At 63.4% G+C, this 23,777-nt stretch carries 22 protein-coding genes; 13 read left to right on the top strand and 9 right to left on the bottom strand.

The window, feature by feature from the left end:
- Positions 1-138: 138 nt before the first annotated feature.
- Genes AWT76_RS13455 through AWT76_RS13430 form a run of 6 tightly spaced genes read left to right on the top strand, consistent with a single transcriptional unit; the run spans position 139 to position 6,523 of the window.
- The gene (locus tag AWT76_RS13455) at positions 139-1,356 is read left to right on the top strand and encodes a pyridoxal-phosphate-dependent aminotransferase family protein (protein WP_072246800.1); all 1,218 of its coding nucleotides are present in this window, start codon (positions 139-141) and stop codon (positions 1,354-1,356) included.
- A 23-nt stretch (positions 1,357-1,379) separates the two neighbouring features.
- The gene (locus AWT76_RS13450) at positions 1,380-2,321 is read left to right on the top strand and encodes an HpcH/HpaI aldolase/citrate lyase family protein (RefSeq protein ID WP_072246799.1); all 942 of its coding nucleotides are present in this window, start codon (positions 1,380-1,382) and stop codon (positions 2,319-2,321) included.
- 22 nt (positions 2,322-2,343) lie between these two features.
- A complete protein-coding gene (locus AWT76_RS13445; protein ID WP_072246798.1) occupies positions 2,344-3,516 on the top strand; it encodes a malate--CoA ligase subunit beta in 1,173 nt (390 codons plus the stop codon).
- Positions 3,517-3,531: 15 nt separating this feature from the next.
- Positions 3,532-4,428 (top strand): succinate--CoA ligase subunit alpha, encoded by an 897-nt coding sequence (gene sucD / locus AWT76_RS13440; protein WP_072246797.1) that lies wholly within the window; start codon positions 3,532-3,534, stop codon positions 4,426-4,428.
- On the top strand, positions 4,425-5,306 hold the full coding sequence (locus AWT76_RS13435; protein WP_141655966.1) for an HTD2 family dehydratase: 882 nt from the start codon (positions 4,425-4,427) through the stop codon (positions 5,304-5,306). The genes sucD and AWT76_RS13435 overlap by 4 nt, the downstream gene beginning before the upstream one ends.
- The gene (locus AWT76_RS13430) at positions 5,303-6,523 is read left to right on the top strand and encodes a CoA transferase (RefSeq protein WP_072246796.1); all 1,221 of its coding nucleotides are present in this window, start codon (positions 5,303-5,305) and stop codon (positions 6,521-6,523) included. The genes AWT76_RS13435 and AWT76_RS13430 overlap by 4 nt, the downstream gene beginning before the upstream one ends.
- Before the next feature lie 97 nt (positions 6,524-6,620).
- On the opposite strand, the gene AWT76_RS13425 is transcribed toward AWT76_RS13430, so the two are convergent.
- From AWT76_RS13425 to AWT76_RS13405, 5 genes are all read right to left on the bottom strand, one after another.
- Positions 6,621-7,433, bottom strand: a complete 813-nt coding sequence (locus tag AWT76_RS13425; protein WP_072246795.1) for a PPC domain-containing DNA-binding protein — start codon at positions 7,431-7,433, stop codon at positions 6,621-6,623.
- Complete coding sequence (locus tag AWT76_RS13420) at positions 7,430-8,998, bottom strand: acyl-CoA synthetase (RefSeq protein WP_072246794.1); 1,569 nt, start codon at positions 8,996-8,998, stop codon at positions 7,430-7,432. Before AWT76_RS13420 ends, AWT76_RS13425 begins: the two co-directional genes overlap by 4 nt.
- A gap of 2 nt (positions 8,999-9,000) precedes the next feature.
- Positions 9,001-10,170, bottom strand: a complete 1,170-nt coding sequence (locus AWT76_RS13415) for an acetyl-CoA acetyltransferase (protein ID WP_072246793.1) — start codon at positions 10,168-10,170, stop codon at positions 9,001-9,003.
- 115 nt (positions 10,171-10,285) lie between these two features.
- Complete coding sequence (locus AWT76_RS13410; protein WP_072246792.1) at positions 10,286-10,576, bottom strand: HU family DNA-binding protein; 291 nt, start codon at positions 10,574-10,576, stop codon at positions 10,286-10,288.
- Between the two features lie 185 nt (positions 10,577-10,761).
- Positions 10,762-12,234 (bottom strand): AMP nucleosidase, encoded by a 1,473-nt coding sequence (locus AWT76_RS13405; protein ID WP_072246791.1) that lies wholly within the window; start codon positions 12,232-12,234, stop codon positions 10,762-10,764.
- 112 nt (positions 12,235-12,346) lie between these two features.
- On the opposite strand from AWT76_RS13405, the gene AWT76_RS13400 reads away from it, so the two are divergent.
- From AWT76_RS13400 to dxs, 4 genes are read left to right on the top strand one after another with little or no spacing between them, the layout of a single operon-like run.
- Positions 12,347-13,282, top strand: a complete 936-nt coding sequence (locus AWT76_RS13400) for a histone deacetylase family protein (protein ID WP_072246790.1) — start codon at positions 12,347-12,349, stop codon at positions 13,280-13,282.
- A complete protein-coding gene (locus tag AWT76_RS13395; RefSeq protein WP_072246789.1) occupies positions 13,279-13,518 on the top strand; it encodes an exodeoxyribonuclease VII small subunit in 240 nt (79 codons plus the stop codon). The genes AWT76_RS13400 and AWT76_RS13395 overlap by 4 nt, the downstream gene beginning before the upstream one ends.
- Entirely contained in the window at positions 13,515-14,390 is an 876-nt protein-coding gene (locus AWT76_RS13390) for a polyprenyl synthetase family protein (protein ID WP_072246788.1), read from the top strand. The genes AWT76_RS13395 and AWT76_RS13390 overlap by 4 nt, the downstream gene beginning before the upstream one ends.
- A gap of 30 nt (positions 14,391-14,420) precedes the next feature.
- Positions 14,421-16,337, top strand: coding sequence for a 1-deoxy-D-xylulose-5-phosphate synthase (gene dxs / locus AWT76_RS13385; protein ID WP_072246787.1), 1,917 nt, complete (start codon positions 14,421-14,423; stop codon positions 16,335-16,337).
- Positions 16,338-16,352: 15 nt separating this feature from the next.
- Here dxs and AWT76_RS13380 read toward each other — a convergent pair whose 3' ends face one another.
- Together AWT76_RS13380 and AWT76_RS13375 are read right to left on the bottom strand one after the other, a co-directional pair.
- Complete coding sequence (locus tag AWT76_RS13380; protein ID WP_072246786.1) at positions 16,353-18,884, bottom strand: ABC transporter permease; 2,532 nt, start codon at positions 18,882-18,884, stop codon at positions 16,353-16,355.
- On the bottom strand, positions 18,884-19,585 hold the full coding sequence (locus AWT76_RS13375) for an ABC transporter ATP-binding protein (protein ID WP_072246785.1): 702 nt from the start codon (positions 19,583-19,585) through the stop codon (positions 18,884-18,886). Before AWT76_RS13375 ends, AWT76_RS13380 begins: the two co-directional genes overlap by 1 nt.
- 64 nt (positions 19,586-19,649) lie before the next feature.
- Between AWT76_RS13375 and AWT76_RS13370 the strand changes: the two genes are divergently transcribed.
- The gene (locus tag AWT76_RS13370) at positions 19,650-20,303 is read left to right on the top strand and encodes an arylesterase (RefSeq protein ID WP_072247716.1); all 654 of its coding nucleotides are present in this window, start codon (positions 19,650-19,652) and stop codon (positions 20,301-20,303) included.
- A gap of 110 nt (positions 20,304-20,413) precedes the next feature.
- Positions 20,414-21,580, top strand: coding sequence for a methionine adenosyltransferase (gene metK, locus AWT76_RS13365; protein WP_072246784.1), 1,167 nt, complete (start codon positions 20,414-20,416; stop codon positions 21,578-21,580).
- A 52-nt stretch (positions 21,581-21,632) separates the two neighbouring features.
- Here the strand turns inward: metK and AWT76_RS13360 are convergent, their stop codons facing one another.
- On the bottom strand, positions 21,633-21,947 hold the full coding sequence (locus AWT76_RS13360) for a hypothetical protein (RefSeq protein WP_072246783.1): 315 nt from the start codon (positions 21,945-21,947) through the stop codon (positions 21,633-21,635).
- Positions 21,944-23,275, bottom strand: a complete 1,332-nt coding sequence (gene gltX / locus AWT76_RS13355; RefSeq protein WP_072246782.1) for a glutamate--tRNA ligase — start codon at positions 23,273-23,275, stop codon at positions 21,944-21,946. Before gltX ends, AWT76_RS13360 begins: the two co-directional genes overlap by 4 nt.
- A gap of 66 nt (positions 23,276-23,341) precedes the next feature.
- On the opposite strand from gltX, the gene AWT76_RS13350 reads away from it, so the two are divergent.
- Positions 23,342-23,752 (top strand): metallopeptidase family protein, encoded by a 411-nt coding sequence (locus AWT76_RS13350; protein ID WP_072246781.1) that lies wholly within the window; start codon positions 23,342-23,344, stop codon positions 23,750-23,752.
- Positions 23,753-23,777 lie beyond the last annotated feature (25 nt).

Genomic DNA, 23,777 nt, shown 5'->3' with positions numbered 1-23,777 from the left:
GATTGTATCCTGTAAAATTCACAAATTTACGGAAATGATAACATGTAAATCTTCGCATTTACAGCAGGACGCGGAAAGAATTCACGAAACGGTATTTGTGCCCCATGGTCAGCCCATCGCGTTTGGGAGGACGCCACCATGACCATCGGACAGCACCATCTTTTCACCCCCGGCCCGACGCCGATCCCCGAAGCGGTGCGTCGCGCCATGAATGTCGCAGCAGAGGACCACCGCGCCCCCGGCTTCGGCGCGCTTGCCACCGAGATCACTGCGGGCCTGCGCCAGATCATGCGGATGGAGGGGGGGAATGTCTTTCTGTTCCCCGGCTCTGGCTCTGCGGCTTGGGAGGCTGCGATCACCAACACGCTCAACCCCGGCGACCGCGTGCTGATGGCGCGCCATGGGCATTTTTCCGTGCTTTGGGCGCAGATGGCCGAACGGCTGGGGCTGGATGTGGAATTGATCGATGTCGCTTGGGGCGCGGGCTGTCCGGTCAAGGAAATCGAACGCCGTCTGGGTGCCGACAAAGAGGATCGCATCAAGGCCGTGTTCGTCACGCATAACGAAACCGCGACCGGCGTTACCTCAGATGTGGCCGCGGTGCGCCGGGCGCTGGACATGAATTTTCACGACGCGCTTTTGTTCGTGGATGGCGTGTCGTCCATCGGGTCGATCGAGTTTCGCATGGCCGATTGGGGCGTGGACTTGGCCGTCACCGGCAGCCAGAAAGGGCTGATGTGCCCTGCCGGTCTGGGCATTCTGGGCGTCAGCGACAAAGCCATGCAGGCGGCGAAAAGTGCCACCCTGCGCCGCGCCTATTTCGAATTTGCCGATATGGCGAATCTGCAAAGTGACGGGGTTTTCCCCTACACGCCACCCATTCCGCTGCTGCATGGGCTGCGCGCGTCCGTCGAGCTATTGCTGGATGAAGGCATCGACACGGTCATCGCACGCCATGCCCGCATCGCCACCGGCGTGCGCGCCGCCGTGCAGGCTTGGGGGCTGGATATGGTCGCCGAGCACCCCTCGCTTTATTCAAACACCGTGACCGCCATTCGCACGCCCATGCATATCGACGCGCGCGAGGTGATTGCCATTGCGCATGACGAATTGGGCGCTTCCTTCGGCGGCGGCTTGGGCCGCTTGGCGGATCGGGTGTTCCGCATCGGGCATCTGGGCTGGGTCAATGAAGGCTCGCTCGCCGGTGCGCTGTCAATGGCCGAAATGGCCTTGTGGCGCGCGGGTGTCGATATCGAACTGGGCGCGGGGCTGGCTGCCGCGCAGCGCTATTGGTCGGATGGCAAGCGCCGCGACCGCCCGCGCGTGGTGGAAAGCACCCCGATCGCGGCTGAATAACATAACACTGGAAGGGACAGAACATGTCACACACACTCTACCCGCTACGGCGGCAGCGGCTGCACCGTTCCGAATTGGCGGTGCCTGCATCCAATATCGACATGGTGGTGAAAGCCGCCGACAGCGACGCCGACGTGGTGTTTCTGGACCTTGAAGATGCCGTCGCCCCGCCAGAGAAGGATCAGGCCCGCAAGAATGCGGTCAAGCTGCTGAACGAGATCGACTGGGAAGCCAAGGGCAAGACCGTGTCGGTGCGCATCAACGGGTTGGACACGCATTACATGTATCGCGACGTAGTCGATATCATGGAACAGGCGGGCGACCGTGTGCACACGCTGCTGGTGCCGAAGGTGGGCGTGCCCGCCGACCTGTATATGGTCGAAGCCATGGTCAACCAGATTGAACAGGGCTGCGGGCTGAAAACCCGCGTGGGGCTGGAAGCGCTGATCGAGACCGCGCTGGGTATGGCCAATGTCGAAGCCATTGCGCAGTTTGGCGGGCGTTTGGAATGCCTGCATTTCGGGGTGGCCGACTACGCGGCATCCATGCGCGCCCGCACCACCAATATCGGCGGCCTGAACCCCGATTATCCGGGCGACCAGTGGCACGCTTCCATCACCCGCATGGTCGTCGCCTGCCGCGCCTACGGGCTGCGCGCGGTTGATGGGCCGTTTGGCGATTTTTCCGATCCCGAAGGCTACAAGGCGGGCGCGCGCCGTGCCGCGGCGCTGGGTTGCGAAGGCAAATGGGCCATTCACCCCAGCCAGATCGCATTGGCCAACGAAGTGTTCAGCCCGCCGGAAGCGGAAGTGACGAAAGCGCATCGCATCATCGAAGAACTGAAAAAGGCCGAAGCGCAAGGCAAGGGTGCCGCCTCGCTTGATGGCAAGATGATCGACGCGGCATCCGAGAAGATGGCGCGCAATCTGATCGACGTGGCCGAAGCCATCGCAGCCAAGGGCTGAGAACCCCAAGGGAGGAGAAACCATGGACATTCATGAACATCAGGCCAAGGACATTCTGGCAAAATTCGGTGTCCCGGTGCCGCGTGGCGGCTTGGCCTATTCGCCCGAGCAAGCGGCCTATCAGGCGCGCGAAATTGGCCTGCCGGTTGTCATCAAGGCGCAAATCCATTCGGGTGGGCGCGGCGAAGCGGGCGGCGTGAAATTCTGCCGCACCGATGAAGAGGTGCGCGAGTTTGCCGCCAATATTCTGGGCCGTCAGCTTGTGACAAAGCAAAGCGGCCCCGGCGGCAAAGGCGTGTATCGCCTGTGGGTCGAAGCCGCGACCGATATTGCGCAGGAAATCTATCTGGGTTTCGTGCTGGACCGGAAATCGGAGCGCATCATGATCGTGGCATCCGGCGCAGGCGGGATGGAGATTGAGGATCTGGCGGAAAAAGACCCTGACAGCCTTGTGCGCATGATTATCGACCCGGCCACCGGCCTGTGTGATTTCGAGGCGCGCGAACTGGCCTTTCGCCTTGGCCTGACCGGCAACCAGATTGGTCAGATGGTCAACACCCTGCGCGCCTGCTACCGCGCCTACCGCGATCTGGACGCCACCATGGTAGAGATCAACCCGCTGGCCATTACCGGCGCGGGCGATCTGGTGGCGCTGGATGCCAAGATGAGCTTTGACACCAACGCCATGTTCCGCCGCCCCGAAGTAGCCGCGCTGCGCGACCTGTCACAAGAAGACCCGCGTGAGGCGATGGCGGCAGGGTCCGGCCTGTCCTATATCGGCCTTGACGGCGATATTGGCTGCATCATCAACGGGGCCGGTTTGGCCATGGCCACGATGGACATGATCAAACTGGCCGGCGCCGAACCTGCCAACTTCCTTGACATCGGCGGCGGTGCCAGTGCCGAGCGCGTTGTGACCGCGTTCCGCACGGTTCTGACCGACCCGAATGTCAGCGTGATCCTTGTGAACATCTTTGCGGGCATCAACCGTTGCGACTGGATCGCGGCGGGCGTGGTGCAGGCCTATAAGGAAGTGGGCATGACCATTCCGGTGGTTGTCCGTTTGGCGGGCACCAATGTGGATGAAGGCCGCCGCATCCTTGAAAGCGCCGATGTGCCCATCATCACCGCAGGCACCCTTGCCGAAGCCGCCGAGGCCGCCGTCAAAGCGCGCCCCAACGCCGCCGCTGCATAAGAAAGGACCATTCCTATGGCGATCCTGATCACTCCAGAAACCAAGATCATCGTGCAGGGCATTTCGGGCCGTATTGGCCAGTTCCACGCGCAGGAAATGATCGAAACCGGCACCAATGTCGTGGGCGGCGTGACCCCCGGTCGCGGCGGCACCACGGTGCTGGGCAAGCCCGTGTTCAACACTGTGCGCGAAGCTGTTGAGGCCACCGGCGCCGATGCGTCCTTGATGTTCGTGCCGCCGCCCGTGGCCGCCGATGCGATGATGGAAGCGGCCGATGCAGGCATCCGCGTGGCCGTCAGCGTGGCAGACGGCATTCCTGCGCAAGACATGATGAAGGTCAAACGCTTCCTGCGCCGCTACAAGGAAACCCGCAAGATGCGCCTGATCGGGCCGAATTGCGCAGGCGTCATCAGCCCCGGCATTGGCTTTATGGGCATCATGCCGCCGCATATCTACATGCCGGGGCGTGTGGGCATTGTCGGGCGTTCTGGCACGCTGGGCTATGAGGCCGCCAGCCAGATGAAGGAACTGGGCATTGGCGTGTCCACGTCTGTCGGCATTGGGGGCGATCCGATCAACGGTTCCAGCTTCCGCGACATCCTTGAACTGTTCGAGAATGATCCCGACACCGATGCCGTGATGATGATCGGCGAAATCGGTGGCCCACAGGAAGCCGAAGCCGCCGAATACATCCGCGACCACATGACCAAACCGGTCGCGGCCTATATTGCAGGGCTTTCCGCCCCCAAGGGCCGGAAGATGGGCCATGCTGGCGCGATCATCTCTGCCTTTGGCGAAAGCGCGCAGGAAAAGGTTGTGATCCTTCAGGAAGCAGGCATCAAGGTCGCGCCGAACCCGTCCTCCATGGGGGCGACGGTGGCAGAGATTCTTGGCAAAAAGGCTGCTGCATGATGCACCCCGAAGGGTATGACGACGCAACCGTGGCCGATCCGCAAGCATGGGTCGGCCGCGTGGAAGAACACGCTGGCGCGCTGACGCCCAACTTGGCGGGCATGATGGCGGCGACCCTGTCGCACGCCGCGGCCCCGGCACATGACTTGGCGGTCGGCGCGCCGCTGCCGCCCTTGTGGCACTGGATCGCGTTTCCCGAATTCGTACCATTGTCCGAATTGGGAGCAGACGGCCACCCCGCGCTGGGCCGCTTCCTGCCGCCCTTGCCCTACCCGCGCCGCATGTGGGCGGGGGGCAAGCTGGAATGGACGGGTATGCTGGACGTCGGAGAGGTTTTGCACCGCCGCTCTGAAATTCTGTCAGTCACGGAAAAGCAGGGCAGCACCGGGTCTATGTATTTCGTCCGCGTGGGCCATGATTTGCACGGCAAGAACGGGGCCATCCGCGAAGAACAGGACATCGTCTATCTGGACATGCCCGACAGCTTCCGCCCGCCCCGCGCCATTCCTGCGCCCGACGCGCCCGATTTCCGCGAGGTCGTGCCGATGAACGAAGCGCGGCTGTTCCGTTTTTCCGCCGTCACCTTCAATGCGCATCGCATTCATTACGACATGCCCTATGCGCGCGAGGTTGAAAAATACCCCGCCCTGATCGTACACGGGCCGATGCAGGCCTGCCTGTTGATGGAAGCAGCCTGCCGCCATACCGGGCAGGTGCCAAAACGCTTCCGCTTCAAAGGAGTGCACCCGATGTTCCACACCGAAGACATGGCCGCCGTGGGCCGGATGGACCCCGATGCGCCCGCCGTGGACCTGTGCAGCGTTGCCGCTATTTCGAACCATCAATGTATGCAGGCCCGGATGGAGTGGGCTGCATGAGCGGCATCCTGAAAGGTATGCGCGTGGTCGAAGGGTCCGCGTTTGTCGCCGTGCCGCTTGCTGGCATGACGCTGGCGCAGATGGGGGCCGATGTCATCCGCTTCGACCGGGTTGAAGGCGGCTTGGATGCCGGGCGCTGGCCTGTCGCCCCGTCGGGCGCAAGCATGTTCTGGGCGGGCATGAACAAGGGCAAACGGTCGATTGCCATCGACATGAAACACCCGCGCGGGCGCGAGATCATCTCGGAACTGATCTGCGCACCGGGCGAAGATGCGGGCCTGTTCATCACCAATCTGCGCGTGCGCGGCTGGATGGATTACGAAACCCTGTCGGCCCGCCGCCCCGATCTGTGCATGGTCACGCTGACGGGCGATCGCGCAGGCCGCCCGGCGGTGGATTATACCGTGAACCCGGCCTTGGGCTTTCCCATGGCAACCGGTCCCGAGGGCTCCACTGAACCCGTCGCGCACGCGCTGCCCGCCTGGGATTGCATCGCGGGCAACATGGTCGTCTCGGCGCTCTTGGCGGCAGAGCGCAAGCGCTTGCGCCATGGCCACGGCTCTGCGGTCGATCTGGCGCTCAAGGATGTCGCCGCCGCAATGCTCGGCCATCTGGGCGTGATCGGAGAGGTTGAGGTGAACGGCATATCGCGCCCCAAATCCGGCAATGCGCTGTATGGCGCATATGGGCAGGATTTCCTTTGCGCCGATGGCAAGCGCGTCATGGTCATTGGCCTGACCGACCGGCAATGGCGCAACCTGCTGAAGGTCACAGGCACCACCGACGCCATCAAGGCACTGGAAACGCAACTCGGCACCTCGCTGGCAGGCGAGGGCGCGCGCTGGCAGCACCGTCACGCCATCACAGAGGTGCTGCGCCCATGGTTCGCCGCGCGCCGGGTCGAGGATTTCGCCAAGGCCTTTGACGATGGCGGCGTGACATGGGCGCAATTCCGCGACTTCAAACAGGCTGTGGCCGAGGACGAGGATATGTCGCTCGACAACCCCATGTTCGCGCAGCTCGACCAGCCCGGCATCGGCCGTTACCGCGTACCCGGCTCGCCCATGTCCTTTAGCCATGACCCGCGCGAAACCCCGCGCCGCGCGCCCATCCTTGGCGAACATACCGAAGCGATCTTGGGCGATGTGATCGGTCTGCCCGACACGGAAATCGCACAGCTCTTCGACGCAGGTGTGGTCAAACAAGGCAAACCCTAAGCCTTTCATCCTTGTCCAAATATCCTGGGGGAGTCTGGCCCCACAAGGGGCCAGACGGGGGCAAAGCCCCCTAAGGAAAAGGCTTGGGCGCAGCCCGCTATTTGGTCAGAACCAAAAGCTCTGCCGTGACCAGAACCGCATTCACTCCCGCCGCTAATCGCCCTTCGATCATCCGGCCATCCAGCCCGATGCTGGCGGCATCCAGAACCGCGCCCTCCGGCCCGATATGGCCGTCTGTCAGCAAAATCTCTGTCGCGTAGCTGTCCAGCGCCGCGCCGCCTTCCATCTGTGTGCCGATCAGGCTGCCCAAGCCCAGCAAGCGGCCTGTCAGCCCCAACCCGCTCAGCGCTGTGCCAATGTCCTGATTGGGCCGAAGCATAACCAGATGCGCAGGCGTGCCACCGTCCTGCGCATCGCGCGCCTCTGGCTGGAACAGGGTAAAGGCGGTTTCCGGGTCGGGCCGCGCCACCAGACAGCCCTCCGTCAGCCCCCAACCCGCCACGGTGCAATCGCGCGCGATCACCGCTTGCTCGGGCAGGATATGCCCCATATGCCGCGCGCCTGTATCATCTGCCCAGATACCATGCGTATGGGTGAACCGCGCGCCCTCGCGCCAGCCTAAGTGCACGCAGCCTTGCACGATCCGCGCGCCCGCGCCCATCTGGTGCGTTTCGCTATACCACGCGGCGTGGCCGTTCTGCGCCGGGCCGGGGATGACATAGGCCAGCGGGTCCATCGCCACGTCGCGCAGCTCCAGAAAACCGCCGTCGAACGTTTCCAAAGCCTCTGCTACGGCCTGCCCAAAGGGCAGACCGCCGCGAAGCACCACCTTTACCGGATGCGCCTGCACCGGCAGCGCGGTCACGCGCGGCTCCACCGCCGGGCCGGGATGGACAACGCGGCGGATCATGGCAATTGCCCGCGTGCGTCTAACTCCGCGCGGATCGTCTGTTTTGTGATCTTGCCATAGGCGGATTTCGGCAATGCGTCCCAGAACACGACATGACGCGGCAGTTTGTAGCGCGCGATCTTGCCCGACAGCCAATCCAGCAGGTCGGCGGGCGGATCGCCATGGCACACGCACACCGCCATCCCCACCTCGCCCCAAACCGGGTCGGGCACGCCCAGCACTGCGACCTCGGAAATGGCGGGGTGCATCAGCAGCTTTTCCTCAATCTCGCGTGGGTAGATGTTCGACCCGCCCGAAATATACATGTCCGAAGCGCGGCCTGTCAGGTAGACGAAGCCCTCGGCATCCATATGCCCCAGATCACCAGTCAGGAACCAGCCATTGCGAAAGGACTTGGCATTGGCGTCGGGATTGTTGAAATAGCCTGCAAACACGGCGGGGCCAATGACAGCAATCTCGCCCGTCTCTCCCGCCGCCACCTCGCGCCCCTCGGCATCTTGGATCTGCACCTGCATCCCTGTGCGGGCAAAGCCGCAGGTGCCGATGCGCATGGCCGCGTCGTCCCTGTGGTGATGCGCGGGCGGCAGCACGGTGATGTTGCCCGTCACCTCGCCCAGCCCGAAATACTGCACCAGCACCGGCCCCAACTTGTCCAGCGCGCGGATCTGGTCGGCGCGATACATGGGCGCGCCTGCATAGATGACATAGCGCAAAGAGGTATGGTCATGCGCGTCCACCGCCGGGTGTTCGACCAGCAGTTTCACGATGGTCGGGACGGTGAACATGTTGGTCACCCGCCATTTTGCCACCAGCGCCCAAAGTTCGTCCGGGTCAAACTTCGCGCCCTTGGGCAGGATGGTTTTCACCCCATGCGCTACTTGGCTCAGTTGATGCACGCCCGCGCCATGCGACAAGGGCGCCACCACAAGCGAGGCATCCTCTGGCCCGGTCGCGGGCATCAGGTCGCACAGGTGGTTGGTGATGACAAAGGCCATCTGCCCATGCGTCAGCACCGCCGCCTTTGGCCGACCCGTGGTGCCCGATGTGAAGAAAAACCAGCACGGGTCGTCGCGGAACACCTCTGCCACCGGCTGCGGCTGGCCCAGATGCGGCGCGATCAGTGCCTCGTAATCCGGGCCGAACTCTGCCGCGCCAATGGCGATGGTGGGCAGGGCACAGGCGCGCGCGTGGTCGGCAAATTCCGCCCCGCACAGCAGAACCTTCGCGCCAGAGGATTGCGCCAGATAGGCCACGTCATCCGGCGATTGGCGAAAATTGGCAGGCACCCACACGGCACCTGCGCGCCAGCAGCCGAAGACCGCTTCGAACATCTGGTTGCAATTGGCCGATTGCACCAGCACGCGGTCGCCCTTGGCCACGCCATAGTCTTGCGCAAGCACGCGGGCGAAGGCGGTGGCGCGGGCGTCCAACTCGGCCCATGTCCATGATTGCTCGCCCCAGACCAGCCCGATGTCACCGGGCGCGCGCCGCGCGCTTTCGGTCAGCAGGTGCGACAGGTTCATCACCCGGGTCGAAACCGGCGTCATGCCGTGCGACAGGTCCATGATCACTTCACCCGCTCCATGATGGAGACGTAATTCGTGACGGCCGCACCCCCCATATTGAACACGCCCGCCATGGTCGCGCCGGGGATTTGCATCTCGCCCGCGTCATTTGTCAGGTGTTGCGCAGCCATGACATGCATCGACACGCCGGTGGCCCCAATCGGGTGGCCCTTGGATTTCAGCCCGCCCGAGGGGTTCACCGGCAAGCGCCCGTCCTTGGCGGTTATGCCCTCGCGGATGACGCGGCCCCCTTGGCCGGGTTCGGCCAGCCCCATCGCCTCGTATTCCAGCAACTCGGCAATGGTGAAACAGTCATGCGTTTCCACCAACGACAGGTCATCTAGCGTGACAGCCGCCTCGGCCAGCGCCTTGGCCCATGCCAGCCGCGCGCCCCTGAATTCCAGCACGTCGCGGCGCGATAGCGCCATGATGTCATTGGCATGTGCCCGCGCGCGAAACGCGATTGCGCGGTTGAGGGTTGCGGCGGTGTCCGCATCCGCCAGCACCAGCACCGCCGCGCCATCGCTGACCAGCGAGCAATCGGTGCGCCGCAAGGGGCCGGCCACGCGCGGGTTCTTGTCAGAGACCGTGTTGCAAAACGCAACATCAAACGGTTTGCGCATATGCGCCAAAGGGTTTTTCATGCCATTGGCGTGGTTCTTGGCGGCGATCATGGCCAGTTCTTCCGACTTGTCACCGTATCGCTGGAAATAGCTGGCGGCGATCTGGCCGAACAGGCCCGCGAAGCCGCCCTCGACCTCGGCTTCCTCGGCCCGGTAGCTGGCACCCAGCAGAATGTCACCCACTTCAGCAATCGGGGTGGCGGTCATCTTTTCCGCGCCCACCACCAGCGCAATGCGCCCGCGCCCGGATTCGATGAAATCCATCGCGCCATGTAGGGCAGCCGACCCGGTGGCGCAGGCGTTTTCATAGCGGGTGGCGGGGGTGTGGGCGAAACGGTCATCCGCCATGGCTACCAATGCGCCCTGAAAATCTTGCTTGGAAAAGCCGTTATTGTAGACGCCTACGAAAATACCGTCGACATCTTCGGCCCCGATGCCCGCATGTTCCAACGCCGGGGCAAGGGCCTGCGCTATCAAGGCTTCGGTGCTCTCGGCTTCAGATTTGCCGAAAAGGGTGTGGGACCAGCCCACGATCTGCGCATTCGCCATGGTGTTTCCTCCCGTCAGAGAGGTTAGACCGCGCCCCCGCACTTGGCCAGAGCTTGCGCGCATAGAAAAAGACGGGCCGCTTTCGCGCACCCGCCTTCGCAACCTGTCGCAGCACTTAGCTGTTGACGGCGTCTTTCAGGGCCTTGGCGATCGTGACCTTCACGGCGCGGTCGGCTTCCTTGGTCATCGTCTCGCCCGTGGCGGGGTTGCGGACCTGACGTTCGGGGCGCGCGCGGCACATGACCTTGCCAATACCGGGCAGGGTGACAGCGCCACCTGCCGCGACCTCGCGCATGACCAGCGCGGCGATTGCGTCCAGCGCGGCATTCGCGGTTTTCTTGTCGGCGTCCATCTCTTCGGCCAGTGCGGCGACAAGCTGGGTCTTGGTCATCGGTTTCGCGGTCATTCTTTTCTCCTAATTCGGTTTGGACTGCCTTGCTCGCGCAGCGCTGAGCTGATTTGCAAGGCGCATCTAGCCTTGTTTTCTGGGCAGTGACAATTCCTTGAACCCCGCAAAAACGACTTTTCCCGTGGAAAACTACCGAAATTTGGCTGCTTTTGGCAAAACAGTCGTCGCGGAACGCCGGTTTGTCACAAAAACGCGGTTTCGCTGAAGCTGCGCAACTTCCGGCTGTGTATGCGTTCCAGCGGCATGTCGCGCAACAGTTCCATGGCGCGAATGCCAATCTGCAAATGCCGTGCGACCTGCGTTTTGTAAAAGCTCGATGCCATGCCGGGCAGCTTCAATTCGCCATGCAAGGGCTTGTCCGACACGCATAGAAGCGTGCCATAGGGCACCCGGAAGCGGAACCCGTTGGCCGCGATCGTGGCGCTTTCCATGTCCAGCGCGATCGCGCGCGACTGGCTAAGCCGCTGCACCGGGCCGGATTGGTCGCGCAGCTCCCAATTGCGGTTGTCGATGGTGGCGACCGTGCCGGTGCGCATGATCTGTTTCAGCCCGTAGCCATCCAGCTTGGTCACCTGCGCCACCGCGTCTTGCAGCGCGATCTGGATTTCCGCAAGCGCCGGGATGGGCACCCAGACCGGCAAATCGGCATCCAGCACGTTGTCCTCGCGCAAGTAAGCATGGGCCAGAACGAAATCGCCCAACGCCTGAGAGTTGCGCAGCCCCGCGCAATGGCCGACCATCAGCCACGCATGGGGGCGCAGCACCGCGATATGGTCGGTCGCGGTTTTCGCATTCGAGGGGCCGACGCCGATATTGACCAGTGTAATGCCCGCGCCCATCGCCCGTTTCAGGTGATAGGTCGGCATTTGCGGCAGGCGGGGCAGGGGAGGGATCTCTCCATCCGGGTCGGTGATAACGGCGTCCCCCGGCGCGACGAAAGCGGTGTAGCCGCTGTCGGGATCGCGCAGCATGTCGCGGGCGAAGGCTTCGAATTCATCGACGTAGAACTGGTAGTTGGTGAATAGAATGTGGTTCTGGAAATGCTCTGGCGTGGTGGCGGTGTAATGCGCCAGCCGTGCCAGCGAGTAATCGACACGCTGCGCCGTGAACAAAGCCAGCGGCAAAGACCCATCGGCATTGCGCACCCGGTCGCCATTGACGATGTCGTCATTGGTGGTGCCCAGATCCGGCACGTCGAACACATCGCGCAAGGACAAAGCCATCTCGCCGCCCGCGGGCAGGGTGACATCGCCACGCCCGGCCATGGCAAAGTGCAGTGGAATAGGGGTTTGCGACGCGCCGATCCAAACCGGCATGTTGTGGTTTTCCATCAACAGCGCGATCTGTTGGCGCAGGTAATGGCGAAACAGGTCAGGGCGCGTGACGGTGGTGGCATATTCGCCGGGTTCTGCGACATGCCCGAAGCTAAGCCGCGAATCCACCTTGTCGAACCGCGTGCTGATAAAACGGATTTCGGGGTAAAAGGCCCGGTAGCGCCCCTTGGGTGCGCCGCCCATGGCCAGATCGTTAAACGCCGCGATCAGGAATTGCGTGGCGTCCCGATACAGCGATTCCAGCTTTGCAACGGCCGCATCCGGGTCGGTGAACTCTGCATGCGGGGTGTCGGGCAGCGTGATGATGTCGGCGGTGTTCATATGTGGTCCAATCATGCTTTACGTCAGCTTGCCCCAAGCCGTTGCCCGCGACAAGCAGACGCTGCCACAAATTACACTTCCCCCCTGAACCCCAATCGAATACCGTCGCGACATGACAACCGCATTCTATACCCATGCCGATGGCGAGGCGCACCAGACCCCGCCGGGCCACCCCGAAGCCCCTGCAAGACTGGCCGCGATTGCCGATGCCTTGGCCGCGCCCGAATTCGCCGCGCTAGACCGTCAAGCCGCGCCGCTTGCGACCGAAGAGCGGGTGCGCCTGTGCCACCCGCAAGCCTATATCGACCGCATCCGCCGCGCGCTGCCTGCGGCGGGGATTTACCAGTTGGACGCCGACACGCATGTGTCCAGCATGTCTATGCAGGCCGCGTTGCGTGCAGTGGGCGGGGCTTGCGCCGCCGTGGACCGCGTAATGGGCGCGCAGGGCGGGAATGCCTTTGTTGCCATGCGCCCGCCCGGCCACCATGCCGAAACGGAAAAACCCATGGGCTTTTGCCTGTTCGGCACCGTGGCGATTGCCGCGAAATACGCCATGCAGCTATATGGGTTGGCCCGTGTCGCGGTGGTGGATTTCGATGTGCACCACGGCAACGGCACGCAAGACCTGCTATGGGACGAACGCCGCGCGCTGTTCATTTCCAGCCACCAGATGCCGCTTTGGCCCGGCACTGGCGCGGTGGATGAAACCGGTGCGCATGGCAATGTTATGAATGTGCCATTGAAGCCGGGCACGGACGGGGCCGCGTTCCGGCGCATTTACGAGGATATCGTGTTGCCGCAGCTTGACCGGTTTGCGCCGGAAATGGTCATCGTTTCTGCCGGGTTTGACGCGCATCGCGACGACCCCTTGGCCCAGTTGGACCTGACAGAGGATGATTTCGCATGGGTCACGGGGGCGCTGTGCGACGTGGCGGAAAAACATGCCGGGGGGCGTCTGGTCTCTGTGCTGGAAGGCGGATATGACCTGCCCGCGCTGGGCCGGTCGGTCGCGGCGCATGTGAAGGTTCTGATGGAGCGCAGCGCATGAACGACACCCCGATTGACGAAATGAGCTTTGAGGCCGCCTTGGCAGAGCTGGAACAGGTCGTCACCCGGCTGGAACGGGGCGACGTGCCGCTGGAAGATTCGATCACGCTGTATGAACGCGGCGCGAAGCTGAAAGCGCATTGCGAGGCACGTCTGCAAGCGGCCCAGATGCGGGTTGAAGCGATCCGGCTGGCCGAGGATGGCACCCCAAAGGGCACCGAGCCGTTCACCGCATGACCAGCTTTCCCGCCGCTCTGAGCGCCGCTGCCGACCGGGTCGAGGCGCGCTTGCAAGCCGAGATTGCAACGCTTCCGCCCAGCGTGGTGCGCGATGCGATGGCTTATGCCGCGCGGGGCGGCAAGAAGCTGCGCGGCTTTCTGGTGCTGGAAAGCGCGCGGTTGCATGGTATCGCGCCAGAGCAGGCCGTGGCGGCTGCCGCCGCGATAGAAGCGATCCATGCCTATTCGCTGGTGCATGATGACCTGCCCGCCATGGATGATGACGATCTGCGCCGGGGCCAGCCCACGGTGCATGTAAAATGGGACGAGGCCACCGCCATCCTGACGGGCGACGCGCTGCAAACGCTGGCCTTTGGCTTGCTGGCGCGGCCCGATGCGGCACCCACAGATGCCGGGCGTCTGACGCTTTTGGCCACGCTTGCCCATGCCTCTGGCGGGGCGGGGATGGTGCTGGGGCAGGCGTTAGACATTGCGGCCGAAACTGCCGCCACCCCGCTGGATCTGGACGCGATCACGGCGCTGCAAGCGGGCAAGACCGGTGCGCTGATCGAATGGTCGGCCTGTGCCGGTGCGCGCATGGCAGGTGCCGACCCCGCGGCGCTTATCGCCTATGCGCAGGCGCTGGGCTTGGCGTTCCAGATTGCCGATGACCTGCTGGATATTGAGGGCGATATCGCGCTTGCCGGCAAACGCCTGCAAAAAGATGAAAAGGCGGGCAAGGCCACTTTCGTTTCGCTTTTGGGGATCGATGGTGCGAAAGCCCGCGCGCGTGATCTGGTCGCACAGGCGCAAGATGCCCTTGCCCCATACAGCGCGGATGCCGATATCTTGCGACAGGCGGCGCAATTCGTTATTGCCCGCAAAGGGTGATCGCACCCGCGCAAGCCAAGGACCAAGCCCATGCCCGATACGCCCTTACTGGACAAGGTCCGCAGCCCCGCTGATCTGCGTGGGCTGACCGATGCCCAGTTGCGGCAAGTCGCCGATGAATTACGCGCTGACACCATTGCGACCGTCTCGGAAACCGGCGGTCATCTGGGCGCTGGGCTTGGCGTGGTTGAACTGACCGTCGCGCTGCACGCGGTGTTCGACACGCCGCGCGATCGGCTGATCTGGGACGTGTCGCACCAATGCTATCCGCATAAAATCCTGACGGGTCGGCGCGACCGGATGCGCAGCTTGCGGCAGGAAAACGGCCTGTCGGGTTTCACCAAGCGGTCGGAATCGCCCTATGATCCCTTCGGCGCGGCGCATAGCTCGACCTCTATTTCCGCGGCCTTGGGCTTTGCCATGGCGCGCGAATTGGGCGGCGCGCCCGACCCCGCTTTGGGCGATGCGATTGCCGTTATCGGCGATGGTGCGATCAGCGCAGGCATGGCCTATGAGGCGCTGAACAACGCGGGCCATTTGGGCAAGCGGTTGTTCGTTATCCTGAATGACAATGAAATGTCCATCGCGCCGCCAACGGGTGCCATGTCCAGCTACCTGTCGCGCATCTATGCCGAGAAACCGGTGCAAGACCTGAAACATGCCGTGAAGGGCGCTTTGTCTTTCATGCCCGGTCCCATTCAGGAAGGCGCGCGGCGTGCCAAGGATTTGCTGAAACACGCCACCGTCGGCGGCACCTTGTTCGAGGAACTGGGCTTCAACTATATCGGCCCCATCGACGGGCATGACATGGACCAGTTGCTGTGGGTGCTTCGCAATCTGCAAGCGCGCGCGGATGAGCCTGTGCTGATCCATGTGCTGACCAAGAAGGGCAAAGGCTATGCCCCGGCCGAAGATGCCGCCGACCGTGGCCATGCCCGCGCCAAGTTCGATGTGGTCACGGGCAAGCAGCAAAAGGCCACACCCAACGCGCCCAGCTACACCAAGGTGTTCGCGCAGGCGCTGATAGACGAGGCCGACCGCGACGCCAAGATCGTGGCCGTGACTGCCGCCATGCCCGACGGCACGGGGCTGGACCTGTTCGCCAAAGCGCACCCCGACCGCATGTTCGACGTGGCGATTGCCGAACAACATGGCGTGACCTTTTGCGCCGGGCTGGCCGCAGGCGGCATGAAGCCCTTCTGCGCAATGTATTCGACATTCTTGCAGCGCGGCTATGATCAGGTCGTGCATGATGTGGCCATTCAGCGCCTGCCCGTGCGCTTTGCCATTGACCGCGCGGGGTTGGTTGGCGCGGATGGTGCCACCCATGCGGGCAGTTTCGACGTGGCTTTTCTGGCCAACCTGCCCGGTTTCGTGGTCATGGCCGCCGCGGACGAAGCCGAACTGGTCCACATGGTCGCCACCGCCGTGGCGCATGATGACGGCCCCATCGCCTTTCGCTATCCGCGTGGCGAGGGCGAGGGCGTTGAGATGCCCGAACGCGGCGTGCCGCTGGAGATTGGCAAGGGCAGGATGATCCGGGCGGGCAGTCGCGTGGCGATCCTGTCTTTTGGCACGCGGTTGGGAGAGGTGATGAATGCCTGCGAAGCTTTGGCCGCGAAGGGCATCACCCCCAGCGTGGCCGATGCGCGCTTCGCCAAGCCGCTGGACCGTGATCTGATCCTGACACTTGCCCGCGACCACGAGGTGTTGATCACGATCGAGGAAGGTGCCATTGGCGGGTTCGGCAGCCATGTCGCACAATTGCTGGCCGAAGAAGGTGTGTTCGACCATGGGCTGAAATTCCGCTCCATGGTGTTGCCCGACATTTTCATCGATCAGGCCAGCCCCAAGGCCATGTATGATGTCGCCGCGATGAATGCGCCGCAGATTGTCGAAAAGGTTCTTTCGGTGCTGGGCGAAGGGGCGCAGGCCCGCACGGCCTAACGCCCCCCGGCAGAATCAGTCCTGCGCGCGCAGGATGCTGGCAGGCCGTGCGCCTAAGGGGCGCAGCGCGAAGAGCAAGCCCGCAACCAGCGTGGCAATGACCCCGCCCGCGATGATGCCAAGCGCCGAATAGGGTTCGAACCGGTAGGGGCTATCCATCACAAAGCGCATGACAGCCCAACTGGCCAGCGCGCCCGCCCCCAGCGCCACGATCCCGGCGGCTGCGCCCATCAGCGCAGAGCGTAGGGCAAAGCTGGTCAGGATGGCGCGGCGGCTTGCGCCAAGCGTTTTCATCACGGCGGCCTCGAACACGCGCGCGCGCTCGCCCGCGGCGGCTGCCCCGATCAGCACGACAAAGCCGGTCAGGAGCGTGGCGAGTGCTGCGTAGCTGGTCGCGGTTGCCATGGTCGAAAGCGCGTCCGTCACCCGTTCGGCCGCTTCGCGCACGCGAATGGCGGTGATGTTGGGGAACATGTTCGACACATCGCGCAGGATTGCGCCCTCTGCGGCCTGTGTGGCGTAGACGGTGGCGATATGTGTATGCGGGGCAGCCGAAATGGGCGTCGGTGACATGACCATCACGAAACCGATCCCCCCGGTCGAGAAATCGACCTCGCGCAGGCTGGCAATGGTGGCGGTAATGTCGCGCCCCAGCACGTTCACCGTGACAGTATCGCCAAGGGTCAGGCCAAGTTCGTCAGCCTCTTCCTGCGCGAAGCTGACCAAGGGCGCGCCATCATGGTCCGGCGCCCACCATTCGCCCGCAGTCAGCGTGGTGCCTTCGGGCAATTCGGCGGAATATGACACGCCGCGATCCCCGCGCAGCACCCAATGCCCGGCATTCGGATGCTCGCGCGCGGGAACGCCGTTCAGCGCCGTGACCACGCCGCGCAGCATGGGGGCGGTTTGCACATCTTCAACATCGGGGTCGTCCGCCAACCGGTTCAGGAACCCGTCCAGTTGTGAATTCTGGATATCCAGAAAGAAGTAGCTTGGCGCGCGGTCGGGCAGGTCGGTGGCGATGGCGGTGCGCAGATTGTGGTCAATCTGGCCCACGGCGGCCAGCACCGTCAGCCCCAGCCCCAGCGACAGGATGACCGCACCGGCCCCTTCGCGCGGGTTGGAAATGGCGCCCATCGCCATGCGCAGCGCGGTTTTGCCGCGCAGCGCACGCGACCGGGCCAATCGCCGCGCCAAAGCGCGGACAGCAATGGCTGCCAGCGCCAGCACCACCAATGACGCCAAAACACCACCTGCCGTCGCATAGGCCAAGCGCGGGACCGACGCAAAGGCGGCCGAGATCAGCACAAGCGCCACGACCAGCACCGCGATAACCAGCAGATAGGGCAAGCGGGGCCACGCCGCCGTGGCCTCTGCCGCGCCGCGAAAAATGGCGGCCGCGCGCACATGTTCGGTGCGGGCCAGCGGCCAGAGCGTGAAGATCAGCGCGGTCAGTGCGCCATAGATCGCGGCCTCGGCCAGCGCTGCGGGCGAGAGCGAGATTTGCAAGCTGACGGGCAGTTGATCTGCCACCAAAGGGGCGACGATGAAGGGAACCAGCGCCCCCAAGATCAGGCCCACGGCCAGCCCCAGCCCGGTCAGCACGCCGATCTGCATTAGGTAAACTGTAAAGATGGTTCGGCTTTGGGCGCCCAGTGTCTTTAGCGTAGCGATGGTGTTGGTTTTGCTGTCCAGATAGGTGCGCACGGCGGCAGAAACGCCCACGCCGCCCACGGCCAGCCCAGCCAGCCCCACCAACACAAGAAAGGACGACACACGGTCAATGACCTGCCGCACCTGTGGGGCGGCATTGCGACTGTCGCGCCAGCGCACGCCTGCGCCGTCCAGCCCCGCAAGGGCCGCGTCGCGCGCTTGGTCTAGGTCGGTATCGGGCAATAGCAGGCGGTAGTTCACCTCATAGAGCGTGCCCGGGCCCAGCAGTTCGGCGTTTTCCAAGGCCACGGTGCGCACCAGTGTGCGCGGGCCAAAGCCGAAGTTGCCGCCGAACCCGTCGGGTTCGCGCGTGATATGGGCGGTCAGCACGAAATCCTGCGCCCCAAGGCGGAACCTGTCACCAATCGCCAGACCCAGACGGTCGGCAAGGATGGGTTCCATCACGCCACCGGGCAGGCCATCCGCCCCGTCCAGCGCCTGCGCAAGCGGCATGGGCGGATCAAGCTGCATTTCGCCCACCAGCGGGTAGGCATTGTCCACAGCCTTGACCTGCGTGATGGCGCGTTCGGCGTCTGCGCCGCCTGCGCCTGCCACGGCCATTGACCGGAAATCGACCGCTTCCGACACGTCGTTGGCGAAGCTGTCGATGAACGCGCGTTCCTCGTCATTGGCTTCGCGGTAGGTGAAGCGCAACTCGGCATCGCCGCCCAGAAGCATCGCGCCTTCGCGTTCCAGCCCGGCATCGATGGCGCTGCGGATCGACCCGATGGCGGCAATTGCCCCAACACCCAAGGCCAGACAGGCCAGAAACACCCAGAACCCGCGCAAGCCGCCGCGCAATTCGCGGCGGGCAATGTTCCAAGCGACCCGCATTATTCGGCGGCCTTGGCAATGCGCGGTTTGTCCCCTGCGACGCGCCCATCGGCCAGATGGATCACCCGGTCGCAGCGCGCGGCAAGCTCTGGCGCGTGGGTGACAAGCACCAATGTCGCGCCGTGACGGTCGCGCAAGCCGAATAGCAGGTCCATGATGGCCTGCCCATTCGGGCCGTCCAGATTGCCCGTGGGTTCATCCGCAAGCAGAATGTCGGGGCGCGGGGCGGCGGCGCGGGCCAAGGCCACGCGCTGTTGTTCACCGCCTGACATTTGCGCGGGATAATGGTCCATCCGGTGGCCAAGCCCGACAGCGTGCAATTCTTCGGCGGCGCGGTCAAATGCGTCGGCTTTGCCTGCCAGTTCCAAGGGCGTGGCCACGTTTTCCAGCGCGGTCATGGTGGGGATCAGGTGGAAAGACTGGAACACCACCCCCATATGGTTCCTGCGAAAGCGGGCGAGCGCGTCTTCGTTCAAATTGGTCAGATCGTGGCCCAAGGCAGCGATCCGGCCTTCTGTCGCGCGTTCCAGCCCGCCCATAAGCATCAGGAGAGACGATTTGCCAGACCCCGATGGCCCGACCATCCCAACCGTTTGCCCGCGCACAATGTCGAGAGTGATGTCACGCAAAATAGTGACCGGCCCGGCATTTCCTGCAAGGGTCAGCCCGACATTCGACAATGAAAGCACGGTATCAGCCATGAACAATATCCTGCACAAGTTTGCTTCCTTCGCATATGGGGTCACGCGCGCCGCTGGCAACCGCATGCGGGCCGCGCTTTTAGGTTTAACGGGTTTGTGTGTGCTTTCCGTTGCGCCGGCGATGGCCGACCCTGTGCGGTTGGTGGCGCTGGGCGACAGCCTGACCCAAGGTTATGGCTTGCCAGAGGGCGAGGGCTTCGTGCCGGTCTTGCAAGAGTGGTTGCGCGCGCAGGGCGCAGATGTGACCGTCATCAATGCGGGCGTGTCGGGCGATACCACGGCAGGCGGCTTGGCGCGCATGGACTGGACCTTGGCCGAACCGGTGGACGCGATGATCGTGGCGCTGGGCGGCAATGACCTGTTGCGCGGGCTGAACCCAAGCACAAGCCGCGACAACCTGGATGGCATTCTGGCCCGGCTGGACCAAGAGGGTATTCCGGCCTTGCTGGTCGGCCTGCCCGCACCGGGCAATTACGGGCCAGAGTTCAAGACGGCGTTTGAAGCCATGTATGTCGATCTGGCCGAAAAATACGACGTGCCCCTTTATCCCGATTTCCTGCGCCCGCTGTCGGAAAAGGCAGAGGCCGGAATGTCCTTTCGTGACCTTATGCAAGACGACAACATCCATCCCAACGCGCAGGGCGTGGCGCTTATTGTCGCCGCACTTGGGCCAGATGTGTTGCGCCTTGTGCAATCCGCGACATCGGCGGAAAACTGATCCGGGTATTCGAGTTGTGAACCGCTTGGGGCTTTGATAAGTCGCGATTGGACAACTGGTGGCATGGGCTAATTGACAAGGGCTGAACCGCCCGGATGAAGGAACGATGCATGGCACGGCAAGATTATATTTTCACCTCTGAATCCGTTTCCGAAGGGCACCCCGACAAGCTGTGCGACCGGATTTCCGATGCGGTTCTGGACACGCTTCTGACCGAAGAACCGAATGCGCGCGTGGCTTGCGAAACTTTTGCCACCTCGTCGCTGGTGGTCATTGGCGGGGAAATCGGGCTGTCGAACCCCGAACGGCTGAAAGACCTGATGGGCCGCATTCCACAGATCGCGCGCGATTGCATTCGTGATATCGGGTATGAGCAGGAAAAATTCCACTGGAACACCTGCCATGTGCTGAATTTCCTGCATGAGCAATCGGCGCATATCAGCCAAGGCGTGGACCGTGAGGGCGCGGGCGATCAGGGGATCATGTTTGGCTACGCCGTCGATGAAACCCCGGAACTGATGCCTGCGCCGATCCAGTATGCGCATAAGATCTTGCGGCGTCTGGCAGAGGTGCGCAAATCGGGTGCAGAGCCGCATCTGCGCCCCGATGCCAAGACCCAGCTTTCGCTGCGCTATGAAAATGGCCGCCCGGTTGAGGTGACGCAGCTTGTGCTTTCCACCCAGCATGACAGTGAAAGCCAGACATCTGACGACATTCGCGCCATCGTGGAACCCTATATCCGCGAGGTGCTGCCGACCGACTGGTTGACCGACCGGACCGAATGGTGGGTCAACCCCACGGGCACTTTCGTTATCGGCGGTCCCGATGGCGATGCGGGTCTGACCGGGCGCAAGATCATTGTCGATACCTATGGCGGCGCAGCACCCCATGGTGGCGGCGCGTTCTCGGGCAAAGACCCGACCAAGGTCGATCGTTCTGCCGCCTATGCCGCGCGCTATCTGGCCAAGAATATCGTGGCCGCCGGGATCGCGTCGCGCTGCACCCTGCAATTGTCCTATGCCATTGGCATTGCCAAGCCGCTGTCGATCTATGTCGACACGCATGGCACGGGGCAAGTGCCGGATGAGGTGATCGAGCAAGCGGTGGCCAAGACCATGGACCTGACACCATCCGGCATTCGCGACCATCTGGGGCTGAACCGCCCGATTTATCAGCGCACCGCCGCTTATGGCCATTTCGGGCGCGCGCCGGAAGCGGATGGCGGGTTCAGCTGGGAACGCACCGATCTGGCAGAGGCTTTGAAAAAAGCAGTCTGAGCCGGGTATGTTCGGACAAAACAGGCGGGTGCAGCGATGCGCCCGCCTTTTGTTATCTGGGGCAGGCGAAGGGCACAAAGGTGCTGGCCATACCTTCGTTCATGGTCATCATCGTCAGCCTGTCGGCCAGCGCGCGCTCTTGCGGCGATGCGGGGCAAATCTGCCCTCTTTCTGTGCAGCCTTGGGCGATGAAGCCCGCGTTGCCTTCCAGAAACTCGGCGCTGATCCCGTCATCGCCCCAAAGCCGCAGCGCGTCGGACAATGCCCGCTCATAGAGCGCGCATTTCTGCTCTGCCCATGTCTGGGCATGGGCTGGGGCCACGGCGCAAAGCGCAAGGCACGCGCAAAGCGCTGCGCGCGTTATCATGCCTCGCGCGCGGGCACCCGCTGCAAAAGCGGCATCAGCGCGCCCATGTCCGGCCCGCGTGCTTGGCCCGTCAGCGCCAGCCGCAGCGGCATGAATAGCCCTTTGCCCTTGCGCCCGGTGGCGGATTTGACCGCTTCGGTCCAATCCTTCCACGCAGTCGGGCCATAGGGCGGGGGCGGCAACAATGCCATGGCCTGCGCAATGAAATCCCGGTCTTCGTCGGCAATGACCGGCGTCGCGCCATCACGGCACAGCGCCCACCACGCGCCCAGATCGTCCAGTTTGTCGATATTCTCGCGCGCCACGTCCCAGAATTGCGGCGCCAGATCGTCCGGCACGCCAAGGGCGCGAATGGTGCTTGCCACGGCGTCATAGGGCCGCGCTTGCAGGTCGCCTCGGGTCAGCGGCCACAGGTCTTCGGCGTCGAACTTGGTGGGGGCTGCGCCGAATTGCGACAGATCGAAGCCTTCGGCAATCTCATCAAGCGACAGGCGCAGATCCACCGGCTGGCTGGACCCAAGCCGCGCCATCAGCGACAACAGCGCATTCGGTGTGACACCCTGTTCGCGCAGATCGCGCAAGGACAATACGCCCAGCCGTTTTGACAATGCCTCGCCCTGCGGGCCTGTCAGAAGCGAATGGTGCGCGAAGCTGGGGACATGGCCGCCCAGCGCTTCGATGATCTGGATTTGCGTGGCGGTATTCGTCACATGGTCGGACCCGCGCACGACATGGGTAATGCCCATATCCGTGTCGTCCACAACCGACGCCAAGGTGTATAGCACCTGCCCATCTGCGCGGATCAGCACCGGGTCAGACACGCTGGCCGCGTCGATGGAAAGCGGCCCAAGGATGCCGTCTTCCCATTCTATCCGCGTCTGGTTCAGCAAAAAGCGCCAATAGCCCGCGCGCTCGGCGCGCAGGCGCTCGCGCGCGCCGTCATCCAGCGCAAGGGCCGCGCGGTCATAGACCGGCGGGCGACCCATGTTCAGTTGTTTCTTGCGCTTCAGGTCCAGTTCGGTCGGGGTCTCGAAACATTCATAGAAACGACCGTCTGCGCGCAGCTTTTCGGCGGCGTCGTGGTAGCGGTCCAGCCGTTTCGACTGTTGCTCGATCCGGTCCCATGTCAGGCCCAGCCATTCCAGATCGAACTGGATCGCATCTATATATTCTTGCTTGGACCGATCCTGATCGGTGTCATCCAGCCGCAGCACAAAGGTGCCGCCCTGTTGCCGCGCGATCAGGTAGTTGAAAAGCGCGGTCCGCAGATTGCCAATATGCAGGTAGCCCGTGGGCGAAGGCGCGAAGCGGGTGACGATGCTGGACATGGTGAAAACCCCTTTTTCATCCGCTTTCCTCTTTCACAAGCGCTGCGCGCGTGCAAGACCAAGGGCATGAGTGACACAGCCTTCACCGACAGCCTGCCCCCCGCCGATGCCGATTTTCTGGCGCTGGTTACGGCCGCGATTGCCGATCTGCCAGAGCCGTTCGCGACCCATGCCCGCGCCATCGCCGTGCAGGTGGTCGATTTCGCGCCCGACGCGGTGCTGGACGAAATGGGCATAGACGACCCGTATGAGCTGACCGGCCTGTATGACGGCACGCCCTTGCCCGACAAGATGAGCGGTCAGGCGCTGGGGCCGGACACGATCTGGCTGTTCCGCCGCCCCATTCTGGACGAATGGGTGGCGCGCGGGGATATCCCGCTTGGCCATCTGGTCGCGCATGTCTACCTGCATGAATTGGCGCATCATTTCGGCTGGTCAGATGAGGACATCGCCCATGTCGCGCCGTGGATGGATTAGGCGCAACGCTTGCTTGTCCTTGTTT

Source organism: Roseibaca calidilacus (genome assembly GCF_001517585.1).
GTDB lineage: Bacteria > Pseudomonadota > Alphaproteobacteria > Rhodobacterales > Rhodobacteraceae > Roseinatronobacter > Roseinatronobacter calidilacus.
Note: the sequence above shows the minus strand (reverse complement) of the source record. Positions and strands in the feature narration are given on the sequence as shown.